20 protein-coding genes are annotated in these 19038 nt (G+C 65.1%); 14 read left to right on the top strand and 6 right to left on the bottom strand.

The window, feature by feature from the left end:
- Positions 1 to 80: 80 nt before the first annotated feature.
- From NX862_RS15740 to NX862_RS15675, 14 genes are all read left to right on the top strand, one after another.
- Positions 81 to 938 carry a polyprenyl synthetase family protein gene (locus NX862_RS15740; RefSeq protein WP_264494888.1) on the top strand — a complete coding sequence of 286 codons (858 nt, stop codon included), beginning with the start codon at positions 81 to 83 and terminating at the stop codon, positions 936 to 938.
- The gene (locus NX862_RS15735; RefSeq protein ID WP_264494887.1) at positions 939 to 2039 is read left to right on the top strand and encodes a methyltransferase; all 1101 of its coding nucleotides are present in this window, start codon (positions 939 to 941) and stop codon (positions 2037 to 2039) included. It begins immediately after the preceding gene.
- An 87-nt stretch (positions 2040 to 2126) separates the two neighbouring features.
- Entirely contained in the window at positions 2127 to 3053 is a 927-nt protein-coding gene (gene bchC, locus NX862_RS15730; RefSeq protein WP_264494886.1) for a chlorophyll synthesis pathway protein BchC, read from the top strand.
- A complete protein-coding gene (locus NX862_RS15725; protein ID WP_264494885.1) occupies positions 3050 to 4051 on the top strand; it encodes a chlorophyllide a reductase iron protein subunit X in 1002 nt (333 codons plus the stop codon). Before bchC ends, NX862_RS15725 begins: the two co-directional genes overlap by 4 nt.
- A 54-nt stretch (positions 4052 to 4105) precedes the next feature.
- Complete coding sequence (gene bchY / locus NX862_RS15720) at positions 4106 to 5575, top strand: chlorophyllide a reductase subunit Y (protein WP_264494884.1); 1470 nt, start codon at positions 4106 to 4108, stop codon at positions 5573 to 5575.
- A 97-nt stretch (positions 5576 to 5672) separates the two neighbouring features.
- Entirely contained in the window at positions 5673 to 7178 is a 1506-nt protein-coding gene (gene bchZ, locus NX862_RS15715; RefSeq protein WP_264494883.1) for a chlorophyllide a reductase subunit Z, read from the top strand.
- Positions 7175 to 7384 (top strand): cytochrome PufQ, encoded by a 210-nt coding sequence (pufQ, locus tag NX862_RS15710; protein WP_264494882.1) that lies wholly within the window; start codon positions 7175 to 7177, stop codon positions 7382 to 7384. Before bchZ ends, pufQ begins: the two co-directional genes overlap by 4 nt.
- Positions 7385 to 7587: 203 nt before the next feature.
- A complete protein-coding gene (pufB, locus tag NX862_RS15705; RefSeq protein ID WP_264494881.1) occupies positions 7588 to 7737 on the top strand; it encodes a light-harvesting antenna LH1, beta subunit in 150 nt (49 codons plus the stop codon).
- Positions 7738 to 7750: 13 nt separating this feature from the next.
- The gene (gene pufA, locus NX862_RS15700; RefSeq protein ID WP_264494880.1) at positions 7751 to 7936 is read left to right on the top strand and encodes a light-harvesting antenna LH1, alpha subunit; all 186 of its coding nucleotides are present in this window, start codon (positions 7751 to 7753) and stop codon (positions 7934 to 7936) included.
- 62 nt (positions 7937 to 7998) lie between these two features.
- The gene (pufL, locus tag NX862_RS15695; RefSeq protein ID WP_264494879.1) at positions 7999 to 8847 is read left to right on the top strand and encodes a photosynthetic reaction center subunit L; all 849 of its coding nucleotides are present in this window, start codon (positions 7999 to 8001) and stop codon (positions 8845 to 8847) included.
- Positions 8840 to 9763 (top strand): photosynthetic reaction center subunit M, encoded by a 924-nt coding sequence (pufM, locus tag NX862_RS15690; protein WP_264494878.1) that lies wholly within the window; start codon positions 8840 to 8842, stop codon positions 9761 to 9763. The genes pufL and pufM overlap by 8 nt, the downstream gene beginning before the upstream one ends.
- Before the next feature lie 10 nt (positions 9764 to 9773).
- Positions 9774 to 9989 carry an RC-LH1 core complex protein PufX gene (gene pufX / locus NX862_RS15685; protein ID WP_264494877.1) on the top strand — a complete coding sequence of 72 codons (216 nt, stop codon included), beginning with the start codon at positions 9774 to 9776 and terminating at the stop codon, positions 9987 to 9989.
- 239 nt (positions 9990 to 10228) lie between these two features.
- On the top strand, positions 10229 to 12142 hold the full coding sequence (gene dxs / locus NX862_RS15680; protein ID WP_264494876.1) for a 1-deoxy-D-xylulose-5-phosphate synthase: 1914 nt from the start codon (positions 10229 to 10231) through the stop codon (positions 12140 to 12142).
- 110 nt (positions 12143 to 12252) lie between these two features.
- Positions 12253 to 12831, top strand: coding sequence for a hypothetical protein (locus NX862_RS15675; protein ID WP_264494875.1), 579 nt, complete (start codon positions 12253 to 12255; stop codon positions 12829 to 12831).
- Here NX862_RS15675 and bchJ read toward each other — a convergent pair.
- The 6 genes from bchJ to chlG all read right to left on the bottom strand — a co-directional run bounded on the left by bchJ (position 12813) and on the right by chlG (position 18954).
- Positions 12813 to 13352 carry a bacteriochlorophyll 4-vinyl reductase gene (gene bchJ, locus NX862_RS15670; protein ID WP_264494874.1) on the bottom strand — a complete coding sequence of 180 codons (540 nt, stop codon included), beginning with the start codon at positions 13350 to 13352 and terminating at the stop codon, positions 12813 to 12815. The genes NX862_RS15675 and bchJ overlap by 19 nt on opposite strands.
- Positions 13353 to 14975 (bottom strand): magnesium-protoporphyrin IX monomethyl ester anaerobic oxidative cyclase, encoded by a 1623-nt coding sequence (bchE, locus tag NX862_RS15665; RefSeq protein ID WP_264494873.1) that lies wholly within the window; start codon positions 14973 to 14975, stop codon positions 13353 to 13355. It abuts the gene before it with no gap.
- A gap of 99 nt (positions 14976 to 15074) precedes the next feature.
- The gene (locus tag NX862_RS15660; RefSeq protein WP_264494872.1) at positions 15075 to 15605 is read right to left on the bottom strand and encodes an isopentenyl-diphosphate Delta-isomerase; all 531 of its coding nucleotides are present in this window, start codon (positions 15603 to 15605) and stop codon (positions 15075 to 15077) included.
- A complete protein-coding gene (locus NX862_RS15655; RefSeq protein WP_264494871.1) occupies positions 15602 to 16783 on the bottom strand; it encodes a geranylgeranyl diphosphate reductase in 1182 nt (393 codons plus the stop codon). Before NX862_RS15655 ends, NX862_RS15660 begins: the two co-directional genes overlap by 4 nt.
- A 1-nt stretch (position 16784) precedes the next feature.
- Positions 16785 to 18065 carry a BCD family MFS transporter gene (locus NX862_RS15650; protein ID WP_264494870.1) on the bottom strand — a complete coding sequence of 427 codons (1281 nt, stop codon included), beginning with the start codon at positions 18063 to 18065 and terminating at the stop codon, positions 16785 to 16787.
- Position 18066: 1 nt separating this feature from the next.
- Entirely contained in the window at positions 18067 to 18954 is an 888-nt protein-coding gene (gene chlG, locus NX862_RS15645) for a chlorophyll synthase ChlG (protein ID WP_264494869.1), read from the bottom strand.
- Between the last annotated feature and the right edge of the window lie 84 nt (positions 18955 to 19038).

Raw genomic sequence — 19038 nt, 5'->3', positions numbered from 1 at the left:
ATCTGACAGGTTAGTGTAAATTTCAGTTTACACAAGTGCGGCCCTGCGGCACAGTTGCCTGAACCCAAGGAGGGCCGCCCATGTCCGTCGAACTGCGCATCGAACAGGCCCTGAAAGAGGCGCTGGCCCCGACCCGGACCGCGCCCCCTCGCCTGGCCGAGGCCCTGCCCTATGCCGTCTTTCCCGGTGGCGCGCGGGTGCGTCCCACGATCCTTCTGGCGGTGGCGCTGGCTTGTGGCGACGACCGGCCCGAACTGGCCAATGCCGCCGCCGCCAGCCTGGAGCTGATCCATTGCGCAAGCCTCGTGCATGACGACCTGCCCGCCTTTGACGACGCCGACACAAGGCGCGGCAAGGTGACGGTCCACCGCGCTTTTTCCGAGCCGCTGGCGATTCTTGCGGGCGACAGCCTGATCGTCCTGGCCTTCGAGACCTTGGCCCGCGCCGCCCTTCATGCGCCCGACCGCGCTTTGGGGCTGATCGGGACGCTGGCCACGCGGACCGGCGCGCCGCATGGCATCTGCGCCGGTCAGGCCTGGGAAAGCGAAACCGCGGTCAACCTGTCGGATTATCACCGCGCAAAGACCGGCGCGCTGTTCATCGCCGCGACCCGGATGGGGGCGATTGCGGCGGGCCATGACCCCGAGCCCTGGGACGAATTGGGGTCGCGGATCGGTGAGGCCTTTCAGGTCGCCGATGACCTGAAGGACGCGCTGGGAACCGAGGCCGAGACGGGCAAGCCCGCGGGCCAGGATGCGGCCCTGGCGCGGCCCAATGCGGTTGCGCGGCTGGGTGTGACGGGCGCGATGCGGCATATGGAGGACATCCTGTCTGGCGCGATCTCCTCGATTCCGTCATGTCCGGGAGAGGCGCGTTTGGCGCAATTGGTCACGGCCTATGCCCGGCGCCTGACCGGGCAACCGGTCCTGCATCCCTGAATGGACGGCGGGCACCCTGTCGCTCCCAGGCCGCAAAGCCCCTGGGTCCGTCTTGCGCTTTCGCAGCGTTTTCATAAGCTTGCCGCCCGAATCCCCCTGCTGCGCCGCTTTGCCAGGGCCGAGGGCGATGCGCTGTTCGACCTGGTTCAGGGCTTTGTGAAGTCGCAGGTCCTGATGGCGCTGGTCGATCTTGGCGTGCTTGAAAGCTTGTCCCAGACGCCCCTGGATACGGCCGAACTGTGCCACCTGACCCGGGTTCCGCCACAGCGGCTGGCCGTTTTGCTGCAGGCCGCGACCGCGCTGCGCCTGGTCACGCAGCGGCGCGCCCTGTGGCATCTGACCCCGCGCGGGGCGGCCTTTGTCACGGTGCCGGGGCTGGTGCAGATGGTCTCGCATCACCGCGCGCTTTACGCCGATCTGGCCGAGCCCGGCACCTTTTTCCGCGACGCGCCTGCCACCAGACTGGCGGCCTTTTGGCCCTATGTCTTTGGCGCGGGCCTGGCCGATCCCGACGCCCAACGCTACAGCCGCCTGATGGCGGAAAGCCAGGCCCTTGTGGCCGCCGACACCTTGGCCCAGGTCGACCTGTCGCGCGCAAGCCGTCTGATGGACATTGGCGGCGGCCATGGCGCCTTTCTGGATGCCGTGGCGCAGGCGCATCCGGGGCTTGGCCTGATGCTGTTCGACCTGCCGCAGGTCGTGGCCGGGGCGCCTGCCACGCTGCAGGCCAGCCGCCATCCGGGGTCGTTCCGCACGGACCCGCTGCCGCTTGGCGCCGATGCGATCAGCCTGATCCGGGTGCTGTATGACCATTCCGATGCGACGGTTCGCGCGCTTTTGGCCAAGGTCCATGACGCCCTGCCACCGGGCGGCTTGCTGGTGATATCAGAGCCCATGTCGGGCGGTGCGCGGCCCGATCCGGCCACCGATGTCTATTTCGCGGTCTATACCATGGCCATGCAAACCGGCCGCACCCGCAGCGCCGCCGAGATATCCGCCCTGCTGACCGAGGCCGGTTTCACCGCCATCGCCACCCCGCGCCCCGCCCGTCCCTTCGTGACAGGTGTGATCACCGCACGACGCACGCAAGCTTCCCTGTAAAAAGTGTCACTTTAAATTGACATGTTTTAATGTCAGGTTAAGATGACAGTTAGAGGGTGACATCGAGTCCCCCCAGAGGGAGGCCAGATGCAGACCCAAGCTGTCATACTTTCGGCCCCCGGCTGCATCGCACTGGACATGGCCCGACTGAAGGCCCCCATCGCCGGCGACATCGTGGTGCGGACGGCCTATTCCGGCGTCTCGACCGGGACGGAAAAGCTCTTTTGGTCCGGCACGATGCCCGCCTTTCCCGGCATGGGCTATCCCCTGGTCCCGGGCTATGAAAGCTTTGGCGAGGTCGTCGAGGCCGGACCGGAAACCGGCTTCAAACCCGGCGACTGGGTCTTTGTGCCCGGCGCGAATTGCTACACCGACCTGCGCGGATTGTTCGGCGGGGCCGCTGGCCTATTGGTCACGCAGGCCGCTCGTGTTAGCCGCCTGGACCGTGGCGCGGGGGCCGAGGGCGCGCTTTTGGCGCTGGCCGCCACCGCCCGTCATGCGCTGGCCGGTTTTGGCACGGCGCTTCCCGATCTGATCGTGGGCCATGGCACTTTGGGCCGTCTGTTGGCCCGCCTGACGCTGGCCGCGGGTGGCCCTGCGCCGACCGTCTGGGAGGTCAACCCCACCCGTCGCGGGTCGGAGCCCTATCCCGTCATCGACCCCGAAACTGACACGCGCCGCGATTACAAGGCGATCTATGACGCCTCGGGCGCCGATCTTTTGAACACGCTGATCCCGCGTCTGGCCAAGGGCGGAGAAATCGTCCTTGCCGGGTTTTACACCCAGCCCATCAGCTTTGCCTTCCCGCCCGCCTTCATGAAGGAAGCGCGCATCCGCATCAGCGCCGAATGGCAGCCCGATGATCTGGTGGCGACCCGCGCCCTGATTGAAAGCGGCGCCCTGTCGCTGGCGGGTCTGATCACCCATCGCGCCCTCCCGGGGGCCGAGGCCTATCAGACCGCCTTCACCGACCCCAACTGCCTGAAAATGATCCTCGATTGGAGCGCCGCATGACCCTGGACATCCCCAACCTGAAGGATTTCGACACGCGGTTGCGCGAAGAGGCCCATAAGGAACCTTCGCTGGAAATCCCGCATGAGGTGACGAAAAAGACCCAGATCATCGCGATCTATGGCAAGGGCGGCATCGGCAAAAGCTTCACCTTGGCCAACCTGTCCTGCATGATGGCGGAGCTGGGCAAGCGCGTTCTGCTGATCGGCTGCGACCCGAAGTCGGACACGACCAGCCTTTTGTTCGGCGGCAAGGCCTGCCCCACGATCATCGAGACCTCGACCCGGAAAAAGCTTGCGGGCGAAGAGGTCAAGATCGGCGACGTCTGCTTCAAGCGGAACGGCGTCTTCGCGATGGAGCTGGGCGGGCCAGAGGTCGGTCGCGGCTGCGGCGGGCGCGGCATCATCCACGGCTTCGAACTGCTGGAGAAGCTGGGCTTTCACGACTGGGACTTCGACTACGTGCTGTTGGACTTCCTGGGCGATGTGGTCTGCGGCGGCTTTGGTCTGCCGATTGCCCGCGACATGGCGCAAAAGGTGATCGTGGTGGCCAGCAATGACCTGCAATCGCTTTATGTGGCAAACAATGTCTGCTCGGCCGTCGATTACTTCCGCAAGCTGGGCGGCAATGTCGGCGTGGCGGGCATGGTGATCAACAAGGACGACGGCACCGGAGAGGCCGCGGCCTTTGCCAAGGCGGTGAATATCCCCGTGCTGGCGGCGATCCCTGCGGATGACGACCTGCGGCGGAAATCCGCGAATTATCAGATCGTTGGGTCCAATGCGACGCAATGGGGTGCCTTGTTCACCGAACTGTCGATCAACGTGGCCGAGGCCCCGCCGCTGCGCCCGAAACCCCTGACCCAGGACGGGCTTTTGGCGCTGTTTGACGCCGAAACCACCGGCGCGGATTTCGTGCTGGAGCCTGCGTCAGATGCCGACATGCGCGGGAAAAATGCCGTGGATCGCCCCTCGCTGGAGGTCATCTACGATCATGTGTGACCTGGAAGCCCTGGCGCGCCTGGAAGAAGCCCTTCGTCGGATCGGGGGGCGCTGATGGAAGATTTCGGATGCCACTCTGGTGCCGACCGCATGGAGGCAGAGGCCCGCGCCAATGGCAATGCCGAGGTGCTGGACCGTTTCAAGGCCGATTACCCGCAAGGCCCGCATGACAAGCCGCAATCCATGTGCCCGGCCTTTGGGTCGCTGCGCGTGGGCCTTCGGATGCGGCGGGTGGCGACGGTTCTGTCGGGAAGCGCTTGCTGCGTCTATGGCCTGACCTTTGTCAGCCATTTTTACGGCGCGCGTCGGTCGGTGGGTTATGTGCCCTTCAACTCGGAAAGCCTGGTGACGGGGAAGCTGTTTGAAGACATCCGCGACGCCGTGCATGAACTGGCCGACCCCGCGCGCTATGATGCGGTGGTGGTGACGAACCTTTGCGTGCCAAGCGCCTCGGGCGTGCCGCTGCGGCTTTTGCCGAATGAGATCAACGGCGTGCGCATCATCGGCATCGACGTGCCGGGCTTTGGTGTGCCGACCCATGCCGAGGCCAAGGATGTGCTGGCCGGCGCCATGCTGGCCTATGCCCGTCAGGAAATTCAGGCCGGCCCGGTGCCTGCGCCCGCAGCCGGCAGGTCAGACCGCCCGACCGTGACCCTGCTGGGAGAGATGTTCCCCGCCGATCCCATGATGATCGGCGCGATGCTGGCCCCCATGGGGCTGGCGGTGGGCCCCGTGGTGCCCTGCCGCGAATGGCGCGAGTTGTATTCCGCGCTGGATTCGGGTGTCGTGGCCGCGATCCATCCCTTTTACACGGCGTCCATCCGCGAGTTTCAGGCGGCCGGGCGCAAGGTGATCGGATCGGCTCCGGTGGGATATGAGGGCACGATGGCCTGGCTGGCGGCTGTGGGCGAGGCTTACGGCGTCGACCCTTCCGCCGCGCAAAACGCCTTTGGCCCGGCGATCAAGGGGGCCTTGGCCGCCAATCCGATCAAGGGGCGCATCACGGTTTCGGGCTATGAGGGCAGCGAACTTCTGGTCGCCCGCCTGCTGATCGAAAGCGGCGCCGAGGTGCCCTATGTTGGCACCGCCTGCGCGAAGAACGAATGGTCTCTGGCCGACCGCGACTGGCTGGAGGCGCGCGGCGTGGTGGTGAAATACCGCGCGAGCCTGGAAGACGACCTGGCCGCGATGGAGGCCTTCAATCCCGACCTGGCGATTGGCACGACGCCCCTGGTGCAGAAGGCCAAAGAGATGGCGCGGCCGTCGCTGTATTTCACCAACCTGATTTCGGCGCGGCCCCTGATGGGTCCGGCGGGGGCTGGGTCGCTGGCTCAGGTCGTGACTGCCGCGATGGCGGGGCGTGGCCGGATGGAGGCCATGCAGGACTTCTTTGACGGCGTGGGCACGGGCGATACCGCCGGCATCTGGGAGGGCGCGCCGAACCTGCGCCCTGACTTCCGCGCCGCACATCAGAAAAAACTGGACAAGCAGACGCGGGCTGCCAAGGCGGAGGAGATGATATGATGTCGCTTTTCCGGCTGCAGTCGCAGCTGGGGGGTTTCACACCCCCCAGACCCCCCGTGGAATATTTCCGTCAGTATGAAAGCATGGGGGTGGTCTCATGCTAGTTCAGGATCATGATCGGGCCGGGGGCTATTGGGGCGCGGTCTATGCCTTTTGCGCCTGCAAGGGGTTGCAAGTGGTGATCGACGGCCCGGTGGGCTGCGAAAATCTGCCGGTGACGTCGGTTCTGCATTACACCGACGCGCTTCCGCCGCATGAATTGCCGATTGTCGTCACGGGGCTTGGCGAAGAGGAACTGGGCCGCGAGGGCACCGAGGGCGCCATGCGCCGGGCCTGGAAGACTTTGGACCCCGCGCTTCCGGCGGTCGTGGTCACGGGCTCGATTGCCGAGATGATCGGCGGTGGCGTGACGCCCATGGGCACCAATATCCAGCGGTTCCTGCCGCGCACCATCGACGAGGATCAGTGGCAGGCCGCCGACCGCGCGATGACCTGGCTGTTCACCGAATTCGGCCAGACCAAGGGACGGATGCCGCCCGAGGCTCCGAAAGTGCCGGGCGCCAAGCCCCGCGTCAATATCCTGGGGCCGATGTATGGCGTGTTCAACATGGCGTCCGACCTGCACGAGATCCGCCGTCTGATCGAAGGCATCGGGGCCGAGGTCAATATGGTGCTGCCCCTGGGCGCGCATCTGGCCGAGATGCGGCATCTGGTCAATGCCGATGTCAATGTGGTGATGTATCGCGAGTTTGGCCGGGGCCTCGCGGAAGTCTTGGGCAAGCCCTATCTGCAAGCGCCCATCGGCATGACCTCGACCACGTCTTTCCTGCGCAAGCTGGGAGAGATGCTGGGCCTGGACCCAGAGCCCTTTATCGCGGTCGAGAAACATTCGACGCTGAAGCCCTTGTGGGATCTGTGGCGGTCGGTGACGCAGGATTTCTTTGCCACGGCCTCCTTTGCCATCGTGGCGAATGAGACCTATACCCGCGGCATCCGCGCCTATCTGGAAGAGGACATGGGGCTTCCCTGCGCCTTTGCCACGGCGCGCAGGCCCGGCGAAAAGACCAACAACGAACAGGTCCGCGCCAATCTGAAACAGTTGAAGCCCCTGGTCGTCATGGGGTCGATCAACGAAAAGATCTATATGGCCGAAATGAAGGGGGGCTTCGGGCCTCAACCGACCTTCATTGCGGCCTCTTTCCCGGGGGCTGCGATCCGCCGCCACACGGGGACGCCCTTCATGGGCTATCAGGGCGCGGTCTATCTGGTGCAGGAAATCTGCAACGCGCTGTTCGACGCGCTGTTCCACATCCTGCCGCTTGGGTCGGATATGGACTCTGCGGCGGCGACCCCGGCCACTTTGCGGCGCGACTTCCCCTGGGATGTCGATGCCCAGATCGAGCTGGACCGCATCGTCGCGACCCATCCTGTCCTGACCCGGATTTCCGCCGCGCGCAGCCTGCGCGATGCGGCCGAAAAGGCGGCATTGGATGCGGGGGCCGAAAGGGTCGTCATGGAATTCGTCTCCGGCCTGAACGGGCCGGACCAGAACAAGCAAACGGCCGCGGCAAAAGCCCCAGGCCCCACGGGAGGATCAAGATGAGCGACCAAAGCGCCGACCACCATGCGCGCACGCCGCGTTCGGAATTCACCCTTTATTACGCCCTGATCCTGGTCTTTGCCCTGCCCATCGAGGCCTTGGGCTGGCTGATCCAGGCGCTGTGGCACCGCAAGATGCCCTGCCTTGGTCCGATCGCCCGTGCGCGCCGCACCGCGACCGAGATCACGCCGATGATTTTCTGGCCGTAAAAGGCCCGGACCCCGACTTCGGGCCACTTGGCCCGATACGACCTTCCGGCCGGAAAACCGGAAGTCCCTTACTGCCGGGTCGCGCCCGTCCCGTCAGCCCCTCTCCCCCGCCGAAAAACGGGGGAAACCCTTGGTCTGGCATTCCGCCTAGGCCATGCCCCGCCGCAGGGATTGCGGTTCAGTCTGCCCATCCGGAGGATAGAATGGCTGATAAATCTGACCTGAGCTTCACAGGTCTCACTGACGATCAGGCGCAGGAATTGCACTCGGTCTACATGAGCGGGCTTTTCCTTTTCACTGCCATTGCTGTGGTCGCGCATATCGCGGTCTACATCTGGCGCCCCTGGTTCTGAGGAGGATCAAACAATGTCCAAGTTCTACAAGATCTGGCTCATCTTCGATCCCCGTCGCGTCTTCGTGGCACAGGGCGTGTTCCTGTTCCTGCTCGCGGCGATGATCCACCTCGTCCTGTTGTCGAACCCGTCCTACAACTGGTTCGACATCGCCTCGGCGAAGTATAACTACGCCCCGGCTGCGATGCCCGCCAACTAGGCTCTGCTGCGGGCGGCCGCGACCCGGTCGCCCGCGCATTTCCACATAACGAGGAGGGAGCCATGGCACTCTTGAGCTTCGAGAGAAAATACCGCGTGCCGGGTGGCACGCTGGTCGGCGGAAACCTGTTCGACTTCTGGGTCGGGCCCTTTTTCGTCGGCTTCTTTGGCGTCACGACGATCTTCTTCGCGATGCTGGGGACCATCCTGATCTTTTACGGGGCGACGCTGCAGGGCGTCTGGAACCCCTGGCTGATTTCGATCAACCCGCCGCCGGTCGAGGCCGGGCTTTCCTTTGCCCCCCTGCGCGAGGGCGGGTTGTGGCAGGTCATCACGATCTGCGCGGTCGGTGCCTTTGTGTCCTGGGGCCTGCGCGAGGTGGAAATCGCGCGCAAGTTGGGGATGGGCCTGCATGTGCCCGCAGCCTTCGGCATCGCGATCTTTGCCTATGTGACGCTGGTCGTCATCCGGCCGATCCTGATGGGCGCCTGGGGTTACGCCTTTCCTTACGGCATCTTCAGCCATTTGGACTGGGTGTCGAACACCGGCTACACCTTCGGGAATTTCCATTACAACCCCGTCCATATGCTGGCCGTCAGCTTTTTCTTCACCAATGCTCTGGCGCTTGCCTTGCATGGCGGTCTGATCCTGTCGGCGGCGAACCCCGAGAAGGGGAACGCCATGCGTTCTCCCGATCACGAGGACACCTATTTCCGCGACCTGATCGGCTATTCGGTCGGCACCCTGGGCATCCACCGTCTGGGGATGCTTCTGGCCTGCAACGCGGCCTTCTGGTCGGCGATCTGTATCGTCATCTCGGGCACGATCTGGTTCGACCAATGGGTCGTCTGGTGGGATTGGTGGCTGCAGCTGCCGTGGTGGGCCGGTATCGCAGGAGGCGTGAATGGCTGAGTATTCCAACATCTTCACCCAGGTTCAGGTGCGCGGTCACGCGGAAATGGGCCTGACCGAGAAGGTCGAGCTGCACAACCGCACCAAAACCACCGGGTTTTCCACCCTGGCCGGCTGGTTCGGCAATGCGCAACTTGGTCCCGTCTATCTGGGCACCATGGGCGTGATCTCGCTGTTTTCCGGCGCCATCTGGTTCTTTCTGGTCGGCGCCTGGTATTGGCATCAGGCCGGTCTGAACCCAGCCGTCTTCCTGCGCGACCTCTTCTGGTTCTCGCTGGAGCCGCCGGGTCCGGAATATGGCCTGGGCTTTGCGCCCATCGCCGAGGGCGGGCTGTGGCTGATCGCGTCCTTCTTTCTGCTGGTGTCGGTCTGCGCCTGGTGGGTGCGGACCTGGCTGCGGGCGCAGGCCCTGGGGATGGGCAAACATGTCAGCTGGGCCTTTGCCAGCGCGATCTGGCTGTTCCTGGTGCTGGGTCTGATCCGGCCCGTGCTGATGGGAAGCTGGTCCGAGGCGGTGCCTTACGGCATCTTCAGCCACCTGGATTGGACCAACAACTTCTCGCTGACCTATGGCAATCTGTTCTACAACCCCTTCCACGCGCTTTCGATTGCCTTCCTTTATGGGTCGGCGCTGCTGTTTGCGATGCATGGGGCGACGATCCTTGCGGTGTCGCGCTTTGGCGGCGACCGAGAGTTGGAACAGATCGTCGATCGCGGCACGGCCTCGGAACGGGCGGCGCTGTTCTGGCGTTGGACCATGGGGTTCAACGCCACGATGGAGGGCATCCACCGCTGGGCCTGGTGGTGCGCGGTTCTGGTGACGCTGACCGGCGGCATCGGGATCTTGCTGACCGGGACGGTCGTCGACAACTGGTATGTCTGGGCGCAAGTCCACGGCTATGCCCCGCTGAACTGAGGGAAAAGTCATGAACGATTACTTCAAGGAAGAGCGGTCCGCCTCGTTGACCTTCTGGGCCATGGGTCACATGGCCAAGGGGATGGGGCTGGCCTTGGCCTTCTGCCTGGCCTTGGGCCTGCTTTACGCGGTGATCTGGGGGGTGGGCCAGCTTTTGCCGGAACAGTCCAAGCAGATGCCCTCACCTTACGGCCAGATCACGACTTCCCTTCCCTTCGTGGCCTGACCCTTGGGCCGGTGGGGGCACCCTCCGGCCCATCTTTCATCCAACCTTGGCCGGGGGTTGCGTCCGGCCCATGCCTTCCCCTTGGTCGGGGGTCGCCTCCGGCCTGTCTCATCCGGGCCTTAGCCTGCCCGGTTCCGTGGCGCTTCTCACGCCCGGTTCCCTTCCCTGATGGCTTCAGGCACTTGGTGCCGCGCGGGTCGCGGCACCCTTTTTCCCCCAACCCGGACTTCTCCAAGGAGATGGCGATGACACGGTTTGCGACCTTGGACCGCATTTCGGGGCCTTCGGACATGAAGGGCCTTTCGGTGGCGGAACTGACCCGCCTGGCGGGCGAAGTCCGCGAAGAGCTGATCGAGACGGTCAGTCAGACCGGTGGCCACCTGGGCTCGTCGCTGGGGGTGGTCGAGCTGACGGTGGCGCTGCATGCCGTTTTTGACGCGCCGCGCGACAAGATCATCTTTGACGTCGGCCACCAGTGCTATCCGCATAAAATGCTGACCGGGCGGCGGGACAGGATGCTGACCCTGCGGCAAAAGGACGGGCTTTCGGGGTTCACAAAACGGTCGGAAAGCGACTTTGACCCCTTTGGCGCGGCGCATAGCTCGACTTCGATTTCCGCGGCCCTGGGCTTTGCCGAGGGGCGCCAGCTGGGGATGGCGGTGGGCGATACGGTGGCCGTGATCGGCGACGGCGCCATCACCGCCGGCATGGCCTATGAGGCGATGAACCACGCGGGCCACCTGAAGACCCGGCTTTTCGTGATCCTGAACGACAATGACATGTCGATTGCGCCCGCCGTGGGTGCGCTGCAGGCGAGTTTGAACACGCTGACCGGGCCGCTGGCGGCGTTTCGGACGCTTGCCGAGGGCGTGGAAAGCGCCCTGCCCGGCCCGATCCGCGAAGGCGCACGCCGGGCCCGGGCGCTGGTCTCTGGCCTGCCAGGCGGCGGGACCCTGTTCGAGGAACTGGGCTTTGACTATGTCGGCCCCATCGACGGGCACGACATGGGGCAACTGATGACGGTCTTGCGCGCGGTGCGGGCACGGGCGCGCGGCCCGGTGCTGATCCATTGCGCCACCGTCAAGGGCAAGGGCTATGCCCCGGCCGAGCGCGCCGATGACAAATACCACGGCGTCGCGAAGTTCGACGTGGCGACCGGTCAGCAGGCCAAGACGCGCTCCAATGCGCCCAGCTATACCGCGGTCTTTGCGGAACGTCTGGCCATGGCCGCCGCGAAAGACCCCCGCATCGTCGCCATCACCGCCGCCATGCCGGGCGGCACGGGGCTTGACCTGATGCAGCAGCGTTTTCCGAAACGCGTCTATGACGTGGGCATCGCCGAACAGCATGGCGTGACCTTTGCCGCAGGGCTTGCGGCGGCGGGGATGCGGCCCTTCTGCGCGATTTATTCCTCTTTCCTGCAAAGGGGTTACGACCAGATCGTCCATGATGTCGCCCTGCAAAACCTGCCCGTCCGCTTTGCCATCGACCGCGCGGGGCTTGTGGGTCAGGACGGCGCGACCCATGCCGGGGCCTTTGACGTGGGCTTCCTTGCCAACCTGCCGAACATGACCGTGATGGCCGCGGGCGACGAGGCCGAGTTGTGCCACATGATCGCCACCGCCGCCGCCCATGACACCGGCCCCATCGCCTTTCGCTATCCCCGCGGCGAGGGTGCCGGCGTCGACATGCCCCGCGAGGGTCAGGTGTTGGAAATCGGCCGCGGCCGCATCTTGCGCGAAGGCCCCCATGCGGCTGTGCTCTCTTTCGGTGCGCATCTGTCCGAGGCCCTGCGCGCCGCCGACCTTCTGGCGGAGGAGGGCATCGACATCACGGTGGCCGATGCGCGGTTCGCCAAGCCGCTGGACACCGCGCTGATCGACCGGCTGATCGACCAACATCCCAGCCTGATCACCGTGGAACAGGGCGCCACGGGCGGTTTTGGCGCGCTTGTCCTGCATCATCTGGCGGCCTCGGGTCAGTTGGAGCGGGGCCGCGCGATCCGCACCATGACCCTGCCCGACCGCTTCATCGACCAGGCCTCTCCGGCGCAGATGTATGCCATGGCGGGCCTGACCGCCGAGGATATCGCCCGACAGGTCCGTCTGACGTTGCAAAATCGCAAGTCCGGCACGGTTGTCAGGCTTGCTTGACAGATACAACCACATAGCGTTGGACATAGTTACAAAAGTGTAAATTCCTGAACAAAATCTGTGCAGACCTGTTATGCTGAGCAAAGCAGCAGCAAGCCGGACGCCCCCGATTGAAATTCTTGCAGACCTATTGCGTCTTGGACCGCGAGCTTCGCATCCTATGGGTGGGCGGGGACTGGGACGAGTTTGCATTGGAAAATCAGGGCCCTGCGGCGGTGGCCAATGAGGTGCTTTCGACCAAGCTGGATGACCATATCGTCGGCGAAGACACCCGCAGCGCCGTGATCGGCCTTCTGGAAGCGGTCTTCGAGACGCAAAAGGAAATCAAGCTGGACTGCCGCTGCGACTCACCGCGCCACCTGCGCCGGGTCCAGCTTTCGATCCGGCCGATGAAGGACAACCGCGTCCTGATGGTCCATGACCTGCGCGACGTGCAAAGCTTTGTCAAACCCTTTGGCAATTGGCATTACCGCCATGATGCGACGGCGGCGAAATGCTCGTTCTGCAATGCGGTGCGCCAGGATGGCGGGGTCTGGATCGCCCCCGAGGCGCTGGAGACCCATCCGACCGCCGTGCGCTATGTGATGTGCGAGACCTGCCAGGGCCAGATCGCCGAGGCCATCACCGCCGTCCGCGAAAACCGCAAACCGGCGCGCAGCCTGGTGAACGGCTACGGGCCGCAAAGCTGAAAGCGGCAGGCCGCGTGACCGCAGGCCGCGCAATGGGTTTCGGCAAAGTGCAGGTCTTTTGACACCAGCGCCTGAAACAGCCCCTGAAACACCGCGACATGCCAATGACACAGCGGATGGGACGCGGTCTCTCCCCGGATCAAAGGGTTGTCCGTCAGGCGAAACCGCCCCGGCGCCTCGACCGCAAAGGCCCCCGATCCGGCAAAGGTCCAGGCATGGCGGGCCACGGCGCGCGACAGGGCCCGGATCGCCAAGGCCCGCGGCATCAGGCGCAGGGCCAGCTTGGCCGGGGGCGGAATCCGGTGCGCCAGGATATAATCGGCCGTCCGCCGCCCCGCCTCGGCCAAAAGCGCCGCCGCCTGGGGATCGGTCGCACGCAAGCCCGCATGCAGCGCGCGGGCGGGCTCTTCGGGCATCAGGCCATGGTCGGGCGGAGCCGAGATCCCAAGCCGCGCCAGAACCCCCGGCTGCAGCAAGGGGATCAGCTGCAAGACGGCATTGGGGCCGATGAGGGCGGACATTCACTCCTCCATCTGCTGATCGCCGCCGCCACATGCCAGAACCGGTTCGCGGTGGCGGGCGCGGGCCTGATCCTTGACCGCCGCGCGCCGCTCTGCCGCGCGGGCGGCACGGCTGGCCGCGGTCTCCCAATCGGCGGCAGGCAAGGCGCTGCGGCTTTCGTCAAAGTGGAAATCGACCGATCCCTTGGACTGCGGCCCCCAGTAGTTGTTCTTGCCCAGGTCATAGAAGCTGCGCTTGAAACCCGCGCGCAAAAAGGCCCAAAGGCAGCCCAAAAGATAGCGCCGCCGAAAGCCCGACCCTTTCCAGGGATAGTTGAACAGCGCCTTGCGGCTGTAAAACCGCCGATAGTTGTTCATGACGCCGTCCAAAAGCTCGCCCCGCGTCATGGCGGCGGGTTTCATGATCGGGGTCACGAAGTTGTATTTGCTGAAGTCGTGGATTTCGACCTGGTCCTTCAGGTCCTGGAACAGCGGCGTATAGGGCCAGGGCGTATACATGGCCCAATTGGCGAGGTCGGGTTGCCAATCCCAGGCCATCTGGAACGTCTCCTCCAGCGTCTGCGGCGTCTCATTGTCCAGACCCACGATGAATTGCGCTTCGACCAGGATATCGGCCTCCCGCAGCAGCCGCACCGCCTCTTTGTTCTGCGCGACGGTGGTTTCCTTGTTGAACAGGTCCAGCTTCAGTTGCGCCGCAGCCTCCGTGCCCAAGGAGACATGGACCAACCCCGCGCGCCGGTAAAAGGACAGCAAGTCCCGGTCGCGGTAAATGTCCGTCACCCGCGTGTTGATGCCCCATTTGATCTTGTCGGGAAGGCCGCGGTCGATCAGCTCTTGGCAAAAGGCGATGAATTTCTTGCGGTTGATGGTCGGCTCCTCATCCGCCAGGATGAAGAACCCCACCTGGTGATCGCGCACCAGCCGTTCGATCTCGTCCACCACCTTCTTTGGATCGCGCACCCGGTAGTCGCGCCAGAACTTCCACTGGCTGCAAAAGGAACAGGTGAAGGGGCAGCCCCGCGCCATGTTCGGGATGGCCACGCGGGTGTTCAAGGGAATGTAGATATAGCGCTTCCAGTCCAGGATCGACCAATCGGGGTCGAGGCTGTCGATGTCCTTGATCGTGGGCGCGGCCGGCGAGGAGACGACCTGTTCGCCCTCGCGCCAGGCCAGGCCCTTGATCGCCGCCCGCGCCTGCGGCCAGCGGCCCTCGGCCACGGCCAGGCAGAGCGCCTGCAAGATTTCTTCGCCCTCGCCGCGGACGATGACATCGACCCAGGGCGCCTCGGTCAGGACCTGTTGGAACATGAAGGTCGCGTGGATGCCGCCCAGAACCCGGAGCGCTTGCGGCAGGTGGTCGCGGGCCAGGGCCAGGACCGCTTCGGCCGCATAGATCGAGGGGGTGATGGCCGTGACCCCCACCAGGTCGGGCGCCACCGCCGTCATGCGGGCGACCAGATCGGCTTCGGACAGGTTTTCCGTCATCGCGTCGATGAAATGGATGTCGTTCAGCCCCACTTTGCGCAGCGCGCCGGTGAGATAGGGCACCCAGGCCGGTGGCCAGGTTCCCGCAATCTCGGCCCCGCCCGAGCGATAATTGGGATGGACAAAGAGGATACGCATGATGGCCTCCTGACTGGTGTCAGGAAAGGGTATCAGCCAGGCGGAAGGGGGATTTGATCCAGGTCAAATAAGGGGGAAAACCGTCAACTAAAGTTGACACTATCGCCCAAGGATCTGAGCCCGATGCTGGGACAGATAGATCCGCAGCCAGGGGGTGAAGCGCGCGGGCTCGGCCGCGATTTCGGCGTCCAAGCGGTCAAGATCGACCCAGGCGGTCGCTTGGACCTCGTCGGGGTTCAGCGCAAGGGGCAAAGCCTCGGGCGCATCGGCCACAAAGACATCGACCAGCTCGTGTTCGATCAGATCGGGCGGCACTTCGGCGCGGTATTCGACCTGGCCCACCGGACGCAGGGTCAGGCCTTCGATCCCCAGCTCTTCGGTCAGGCGGCGGGTGGCACAGGCCAAGGGCGGCTCGTCCCAATGCGGATGGGTGCAGCAGGTGTTGGCCCAAAGCCCGCCCGAATGGTATTTGCCCAAGGCGCGCTGCTGGATCAGGACCTTGGCCCCCGACAGCACAAAGACCGACACCGCCGGATGGCGCAGCCCCTGACGATGGACGGCCAGCTTGTCCAAAGGCTGCAACCGCCCCTCGACCCAGGCCGGGATCAGATCCTTGACCGCGATATTCATGACCCCATTCCAGACCATTCGGGTCTCACCAGCCCCATCAGATGCATGAGGTTCTTGACCCCGATCTTCAGATGGGCGAGCGGGCGCGTTTTGACAAGCCGCTTGTTCATATAGGCGTCAAAGGTCAGGCGTTGCACATCCAAGTCGTGACACAGGCTGACAAAGCGTTCGCGGCGGTCGTCGGATTTGTAATAGGCATCCTGCATCGACCGCAAGACCTTGAAAACCATACCATGTTCGGACATGAACATCGACCGCGCCAGGGCCAGATCGCGCGCGCGACCGCTGCGCAAAAAGGCCTGGGCCGCGGTGGCCGCAGCCCTGCCCCCGGCCATGGCATAGAAGATCCCCTCGCCCGAAGAGGGCGCCACGACCCCCGCCGCATCGCCCGCAAGCACCAGGTCGCGGCCATTGTCCCAGCGGTCCAGCGGGCGCAGCGGGATGGGCGCGCCCTCACGCCGCAGGGTCTTGCACCCCGTCAGTCCCGACGCGGCGCGCAGATCGGCGGTGGCCTGTTTCAGGTTCACCCCATCCACCCCCGTCCCCATGCCGACCGAAGCCGTCGCACCATGCGGAAACACCCAGCCATAAAAGTCGGGCGAGATGCGCCCGTCATAGATCACATCGCAGCGCCTGGGGTCATAGGTCCCGGCCTGGGGGGCCTCGATGATCTCGTGATAGGCGATGACATAGGGGATGTCGCGGCCGCCCGGCACCTCGGCGCGGGCCACATCAGAGCGCGCCCCATCGGCGCCGATCACCACGCGGGCCGCAGAGCTGCGCTCGACCCCCGATTTGTCGCGCCAGATGACCTGGGTCTTCTCGCCACGTTCGATGCGCAGGAAGGTGCCGGTCAGACGGCTTGCGCCCTGCATGGCGGCCCTTTCGCGCAGGAATTCGTCGAAATGCTCACGGTCGACCATGCCGACATAGCCGCCCTCGATGGCGATATCGACCGCGCGACCCTTGGGCGAGACCATGCGGGCGGTCGTCACCTTGGCCACGATCAACCGGTCGGGGATGGCGAAATCGGCGATGGCACGCGGCGGGATGGCGCCGCCACAGGGTTTGATCCGCCCCGCCCGGTCCAGAAGTGCGACCTTGAAGCCCGCGCGGGCCAGATCCTCGGCTGCCGTGGCGCCGGAGGGGCCGCCACCGATCACGAAAGCGTCAAACATCTCATTCTCCTGGAACAGCGATGGGGCGACGTTCGGGCCCGCTATTGGGTCGCGTGATGACCTGGGCGGCGAGTGCCGCGGCGGCCACGAAAAGCCCGGCCTCGGCCAGGAAGACCAGGCCAAAGGCTTGCGGGGCGGGCAGGATCAGGCGCAACAGATCGGCCGCGGCCGCCCCCATCAACCCGCCAAACCCCGCCGCAATCGCCTGCGCCGCACCCCAAAGCCCCATGCGGGTGCCCTCGCGGCCGGGGCGGCCCTCTCCGGCCAGCTGCATCATCGAGGCGATGGCCGCGACCGAAAAGACGCCGTTGAAAAACCCCATGGCGACGACAGCGGGGGTCAGGTTCAGGCCCACTTGCCCCAAGGCCGCGACCGCAGCCACCGCCAGCGCCGAGCCCAGGCAACCGCCGATCACCCAGGCCCGCAGCGTGCCGAACTTCAGCCCCGAGGCCAGGATACCCACGGTCAACATGCCGACAAAGACACCGCCATGTTGCGCGCCCGACAGGCCGGTGGATTGGCCGGGGCTAAAGCCGAAGACCAGGCCGGCATAGGGCTCAAGGATCAGCTCTTGCAGGAAATAGGCGGTCATCGACAGGAAGACAAAGCCGGTGAAGCCGCGGGCGGCGGGGTCGGACCAGACCTCGCGCAGGGCGGGCCAGAAGGGTGTGGCCTCGGCCGGGCGCATCGGGATGCGGGCCTCGATGCCGCGGACGGCCAGGGCCGAAAGTGCGACGGCGATGGCGCCCACCGCGGCCACGATCTGCAGCAGGCGGGCGGGGGAATAGGGGTCGATCAGCTTGCCCACGACGCCCGCGGTCACGGCGATGCCGAAGATCATCATCAGCCAGGTCGCCATGGCGGCGGCGGGACGGCGCGCGGGGGCGGCTCCGGCGGCCAAAAGCGCCAAAAGCGCGGTTCCCGCAGCGCCAACCCCGCCTCCGATGCAGGTGTAAGCCAGGATGGACAGGGCAAGACCCGGCCAAAAGGCGGTCTGCATCACCACAAGGCCAAGCGCGGCGGCAAAGGCCCCCAGCGCCAGCGCCCCCATCCCGCCCAGGATATAGCGCGTCCTTTGCCCCTTGGTGTCGGACCGAAAGCCCCAATTCGGCCGGTTCATCTGCACCGCGTAATGCAGCGCAACCAAAAGCCCCGGCAGGGCTGCGGCGACACCCAGTTCCACCACCATCAGCCGGTTCAACGTCGAGGTCGTCAGCACGATGACCGACCCAAGCGCCATCTGCACCAGGCCCAGGCGCAGGATTTGCAGCCAGTTCAGCATGTTACAGGCCCCTTATCGCGAAAGCCGTCACCATCATGCCGGTGACGTAAAGGACGATCCCGGTCCCGTTATACCAGGGCGCCTTGGCCTTGGGGTCGCGCAAAAGCACCCGCATGGCCAGGATTTGGAGGACCAAAAGCGCCAGGACCGCCAGCCCATGCGAGGGCTTGCCCCAGATCATCAACAGCGCCACGACCAAGGCTTGCGCCAGGGCCATGACCGTGCAGGCGACCTTGGCGGCCACTTCCGGGCCCAACGTCACCGGCAAGGACCTGACGCCATGCAGACGGTCGCCCTCCAAAGCCTTGAAATCGTTCAGCGTCATGATGCCATGGGCGCCAAGCGCATAGATCAGCGCCAGGATCAGGGTTTCAAACCGCGGCACGGCGCCCAGAAGGACCGCGGCCCCGGTGAACCAGGGCAGCCCCTCATAACTCAGGCCCACCAGACCCGGCCCCAGCCAGCCCGACCGCTTCAGCCTGATGGGCTCGGCCGAATAGGCCCAGGCCGCCAGGACGCCCACAAGCGTCGCCCAGAACCCCCAGGTGCCCAGCAGCGCGCCAATCCCCAAGGCCAGGACCGACATGGCCAGCGCGATCCACAGGCCCCAAAGCCCCGGGATACGGCCCGAGGGGATCGGCCGATGCGGCTCGTTCACGGCATCGACATGACGGTCGCACCAGTCGTTTGCCGCCTGAGACATGCCGCAGACCACCGGCCCCGCCAGCACCATCCCCAGCACCACGGTCCCCCAATTCATCGGCACCCCGGCCGAAACCGAGCCGCACAGATAGGCCCAGATCGGCGGAAACCAGGTGATCGGCTTCAGCAGCGTCAGGACCGCGCGTGGGTCAGGTGTCAGGCGGGGAGGGGCGGTGAAAGTGTCCATGTGTCAACTAAACATGACACACCGGAGTCGCGCAACTGGTTTCACGACCCAAGGCAGGCGCAAATGAAAACGGCCCCCGCAGGG

This window comes from Stagnihabitans lacustris, from assembly GCF_025950525.1.
GTDB lineage: Bacteria > Pseudomonadota > Alphaproteobacteria > Rhodobacterales > Rhodobacteraceae > Stagnihabitans.
This window is presented reverse-complemented; position numbering and strand designations above follow the sequence as displayed.

What these genes read in the sequence shown, in the direction of transcription:
- pufA (WP_264494880.1), top strand. Translation starts at nt 7,751, where the DNA reads ATGTCCAAGTTCTACAAGATCTGGCTCATCTTCGATCCCCGTCGCGTC.
- pufB (WP_264494881.1), top strand. Translation starts at nt 7,588, where the DNA reads ATGGCTGATAAATCTGACCTGAGCTTCACAGGTCTCACTGACGATCAG.
- chlG (WP_264494869.1), bottom strand. Translation starts at nt 18,954, where the DNA reads ATGGACACTTTCACCGCCCCTCCCCGCCTGACACCTGACCCACGCGCG.
- pufL (WP_264494879.1), top strand. Translation starts at nt 7,999, where the DNA reads ATGGCACTCTTGAGCTTCGAGAGAAAATACCGCGTGCCGGGTGGCACG.
- NX862_RS15655 (WP_264494871.1), bottom strand. Translation starts at nt 16,783, where the DNA reads ATGTTTGACGCTTTCGTGATCGGTGGCGGCCCCTCCGGCGCCACGGCA.
- bchC (WP_264494886.1), top strand. Translation starts at nt 2,127, where the DNA reads ATGCAGACCCAAGCTGTCATACTTTCGGCCCCCGGCTGCATCGCACTG.
- NX862_RS15725 (WP_264494885.1), top strand. Translation starts at nt 3,050, where the DNA reads ATGACCCTGGACATCCCCAACCTGAAGGATTTCGACACGCGGTTGCGC.
- dxs (WP_264494876.1), top strand. Translation starts at nt 10,229, where the DNA reads ATGGCGATGACACGGTTTGCGACCTTGGACCGCATTTCGGGGCCTTCG.
- bchJ (WP_264494874.1), bottom strand. Translation starts at nt 13,352, where the DNA reads ATGTCCGCCCTCATCGGCCCCAATGCCGTCTTGCAGCTGATCCCCTTG.
- NX862_RS15735 (WP_264494887.1), top strand. Translation starts at nt 939, where the DNA reads ATGGACGGCGGGCACCCTGTCGCTCCCAGGCCGCAAAGCCCCTGGGTC.
- bchE (WP_264494873.1), bottom strand. Translation starts at nt 14,975, where the DNA reads ATGCGTATCCTCTTTGTCCATCCCAATTATCGCTCGGGCGGGGCCGAG.
- NX862_RS15660 (WP_264494872.1), bottom strand. Translation starts at nt 15,605, where the DNA reads ATGAATATCGCGGTCAAGGATCTGATCCCGGCCTGGGTCGAGGGGCGG.
- NX862_RS15650 (WP_264494870.1), bottom strand. Translation starts at nt 18,065, where the DNA reads ATGCTGAACTGGCTGCAAATCCTGCGCCTGGGCCTGGTGCAGATGGCG.
- bchZ (WP_264494883.1), top strand. Translation starts at nt 5,673, where the DNA reads ATGCTAGTTCAGGATCATGATCGGGCCGGGGGCTATTGGGGCGCGGTC.
- pufQ (WP_264494882.1), top strand. Translation starts at nt 7,175, where the DNA reads ATGAGCGACCAAAGCGCCGACCACCATGCGCGCACGCCGCGTTCGGAA.
- pufM (WP_264494878.1), top strand. Translation starts at nt 8,840, where the DNA reads ATGGCTGAGTATTCCAACATCTTCACCCAGGTTCAGGTGCGCGGTCAC.
- bchY (WP_264494884.1), top strand. Translation starts at nt 4,106, where the DNA reads ATGGAAGATTTCGGATGCCACTCTGGTGCCGACCGCATGGAGGCAGAG.
- pufX (WP_264494877.1), top strand. Translation starts at nt 9,774, where the DNA reads ATGAACGATTACTTCAAGGAAGAGCGGTCCGCCTCGTTGACCTTCTGG.
- NX862_RS15740 (WP_264494888.1), top strand. Translation starts at nt 81, where the DNA reads ATGTCCGTCGAACTGCGCATCGAACAGGCCCTGAAAGAGGCGCTGGCC.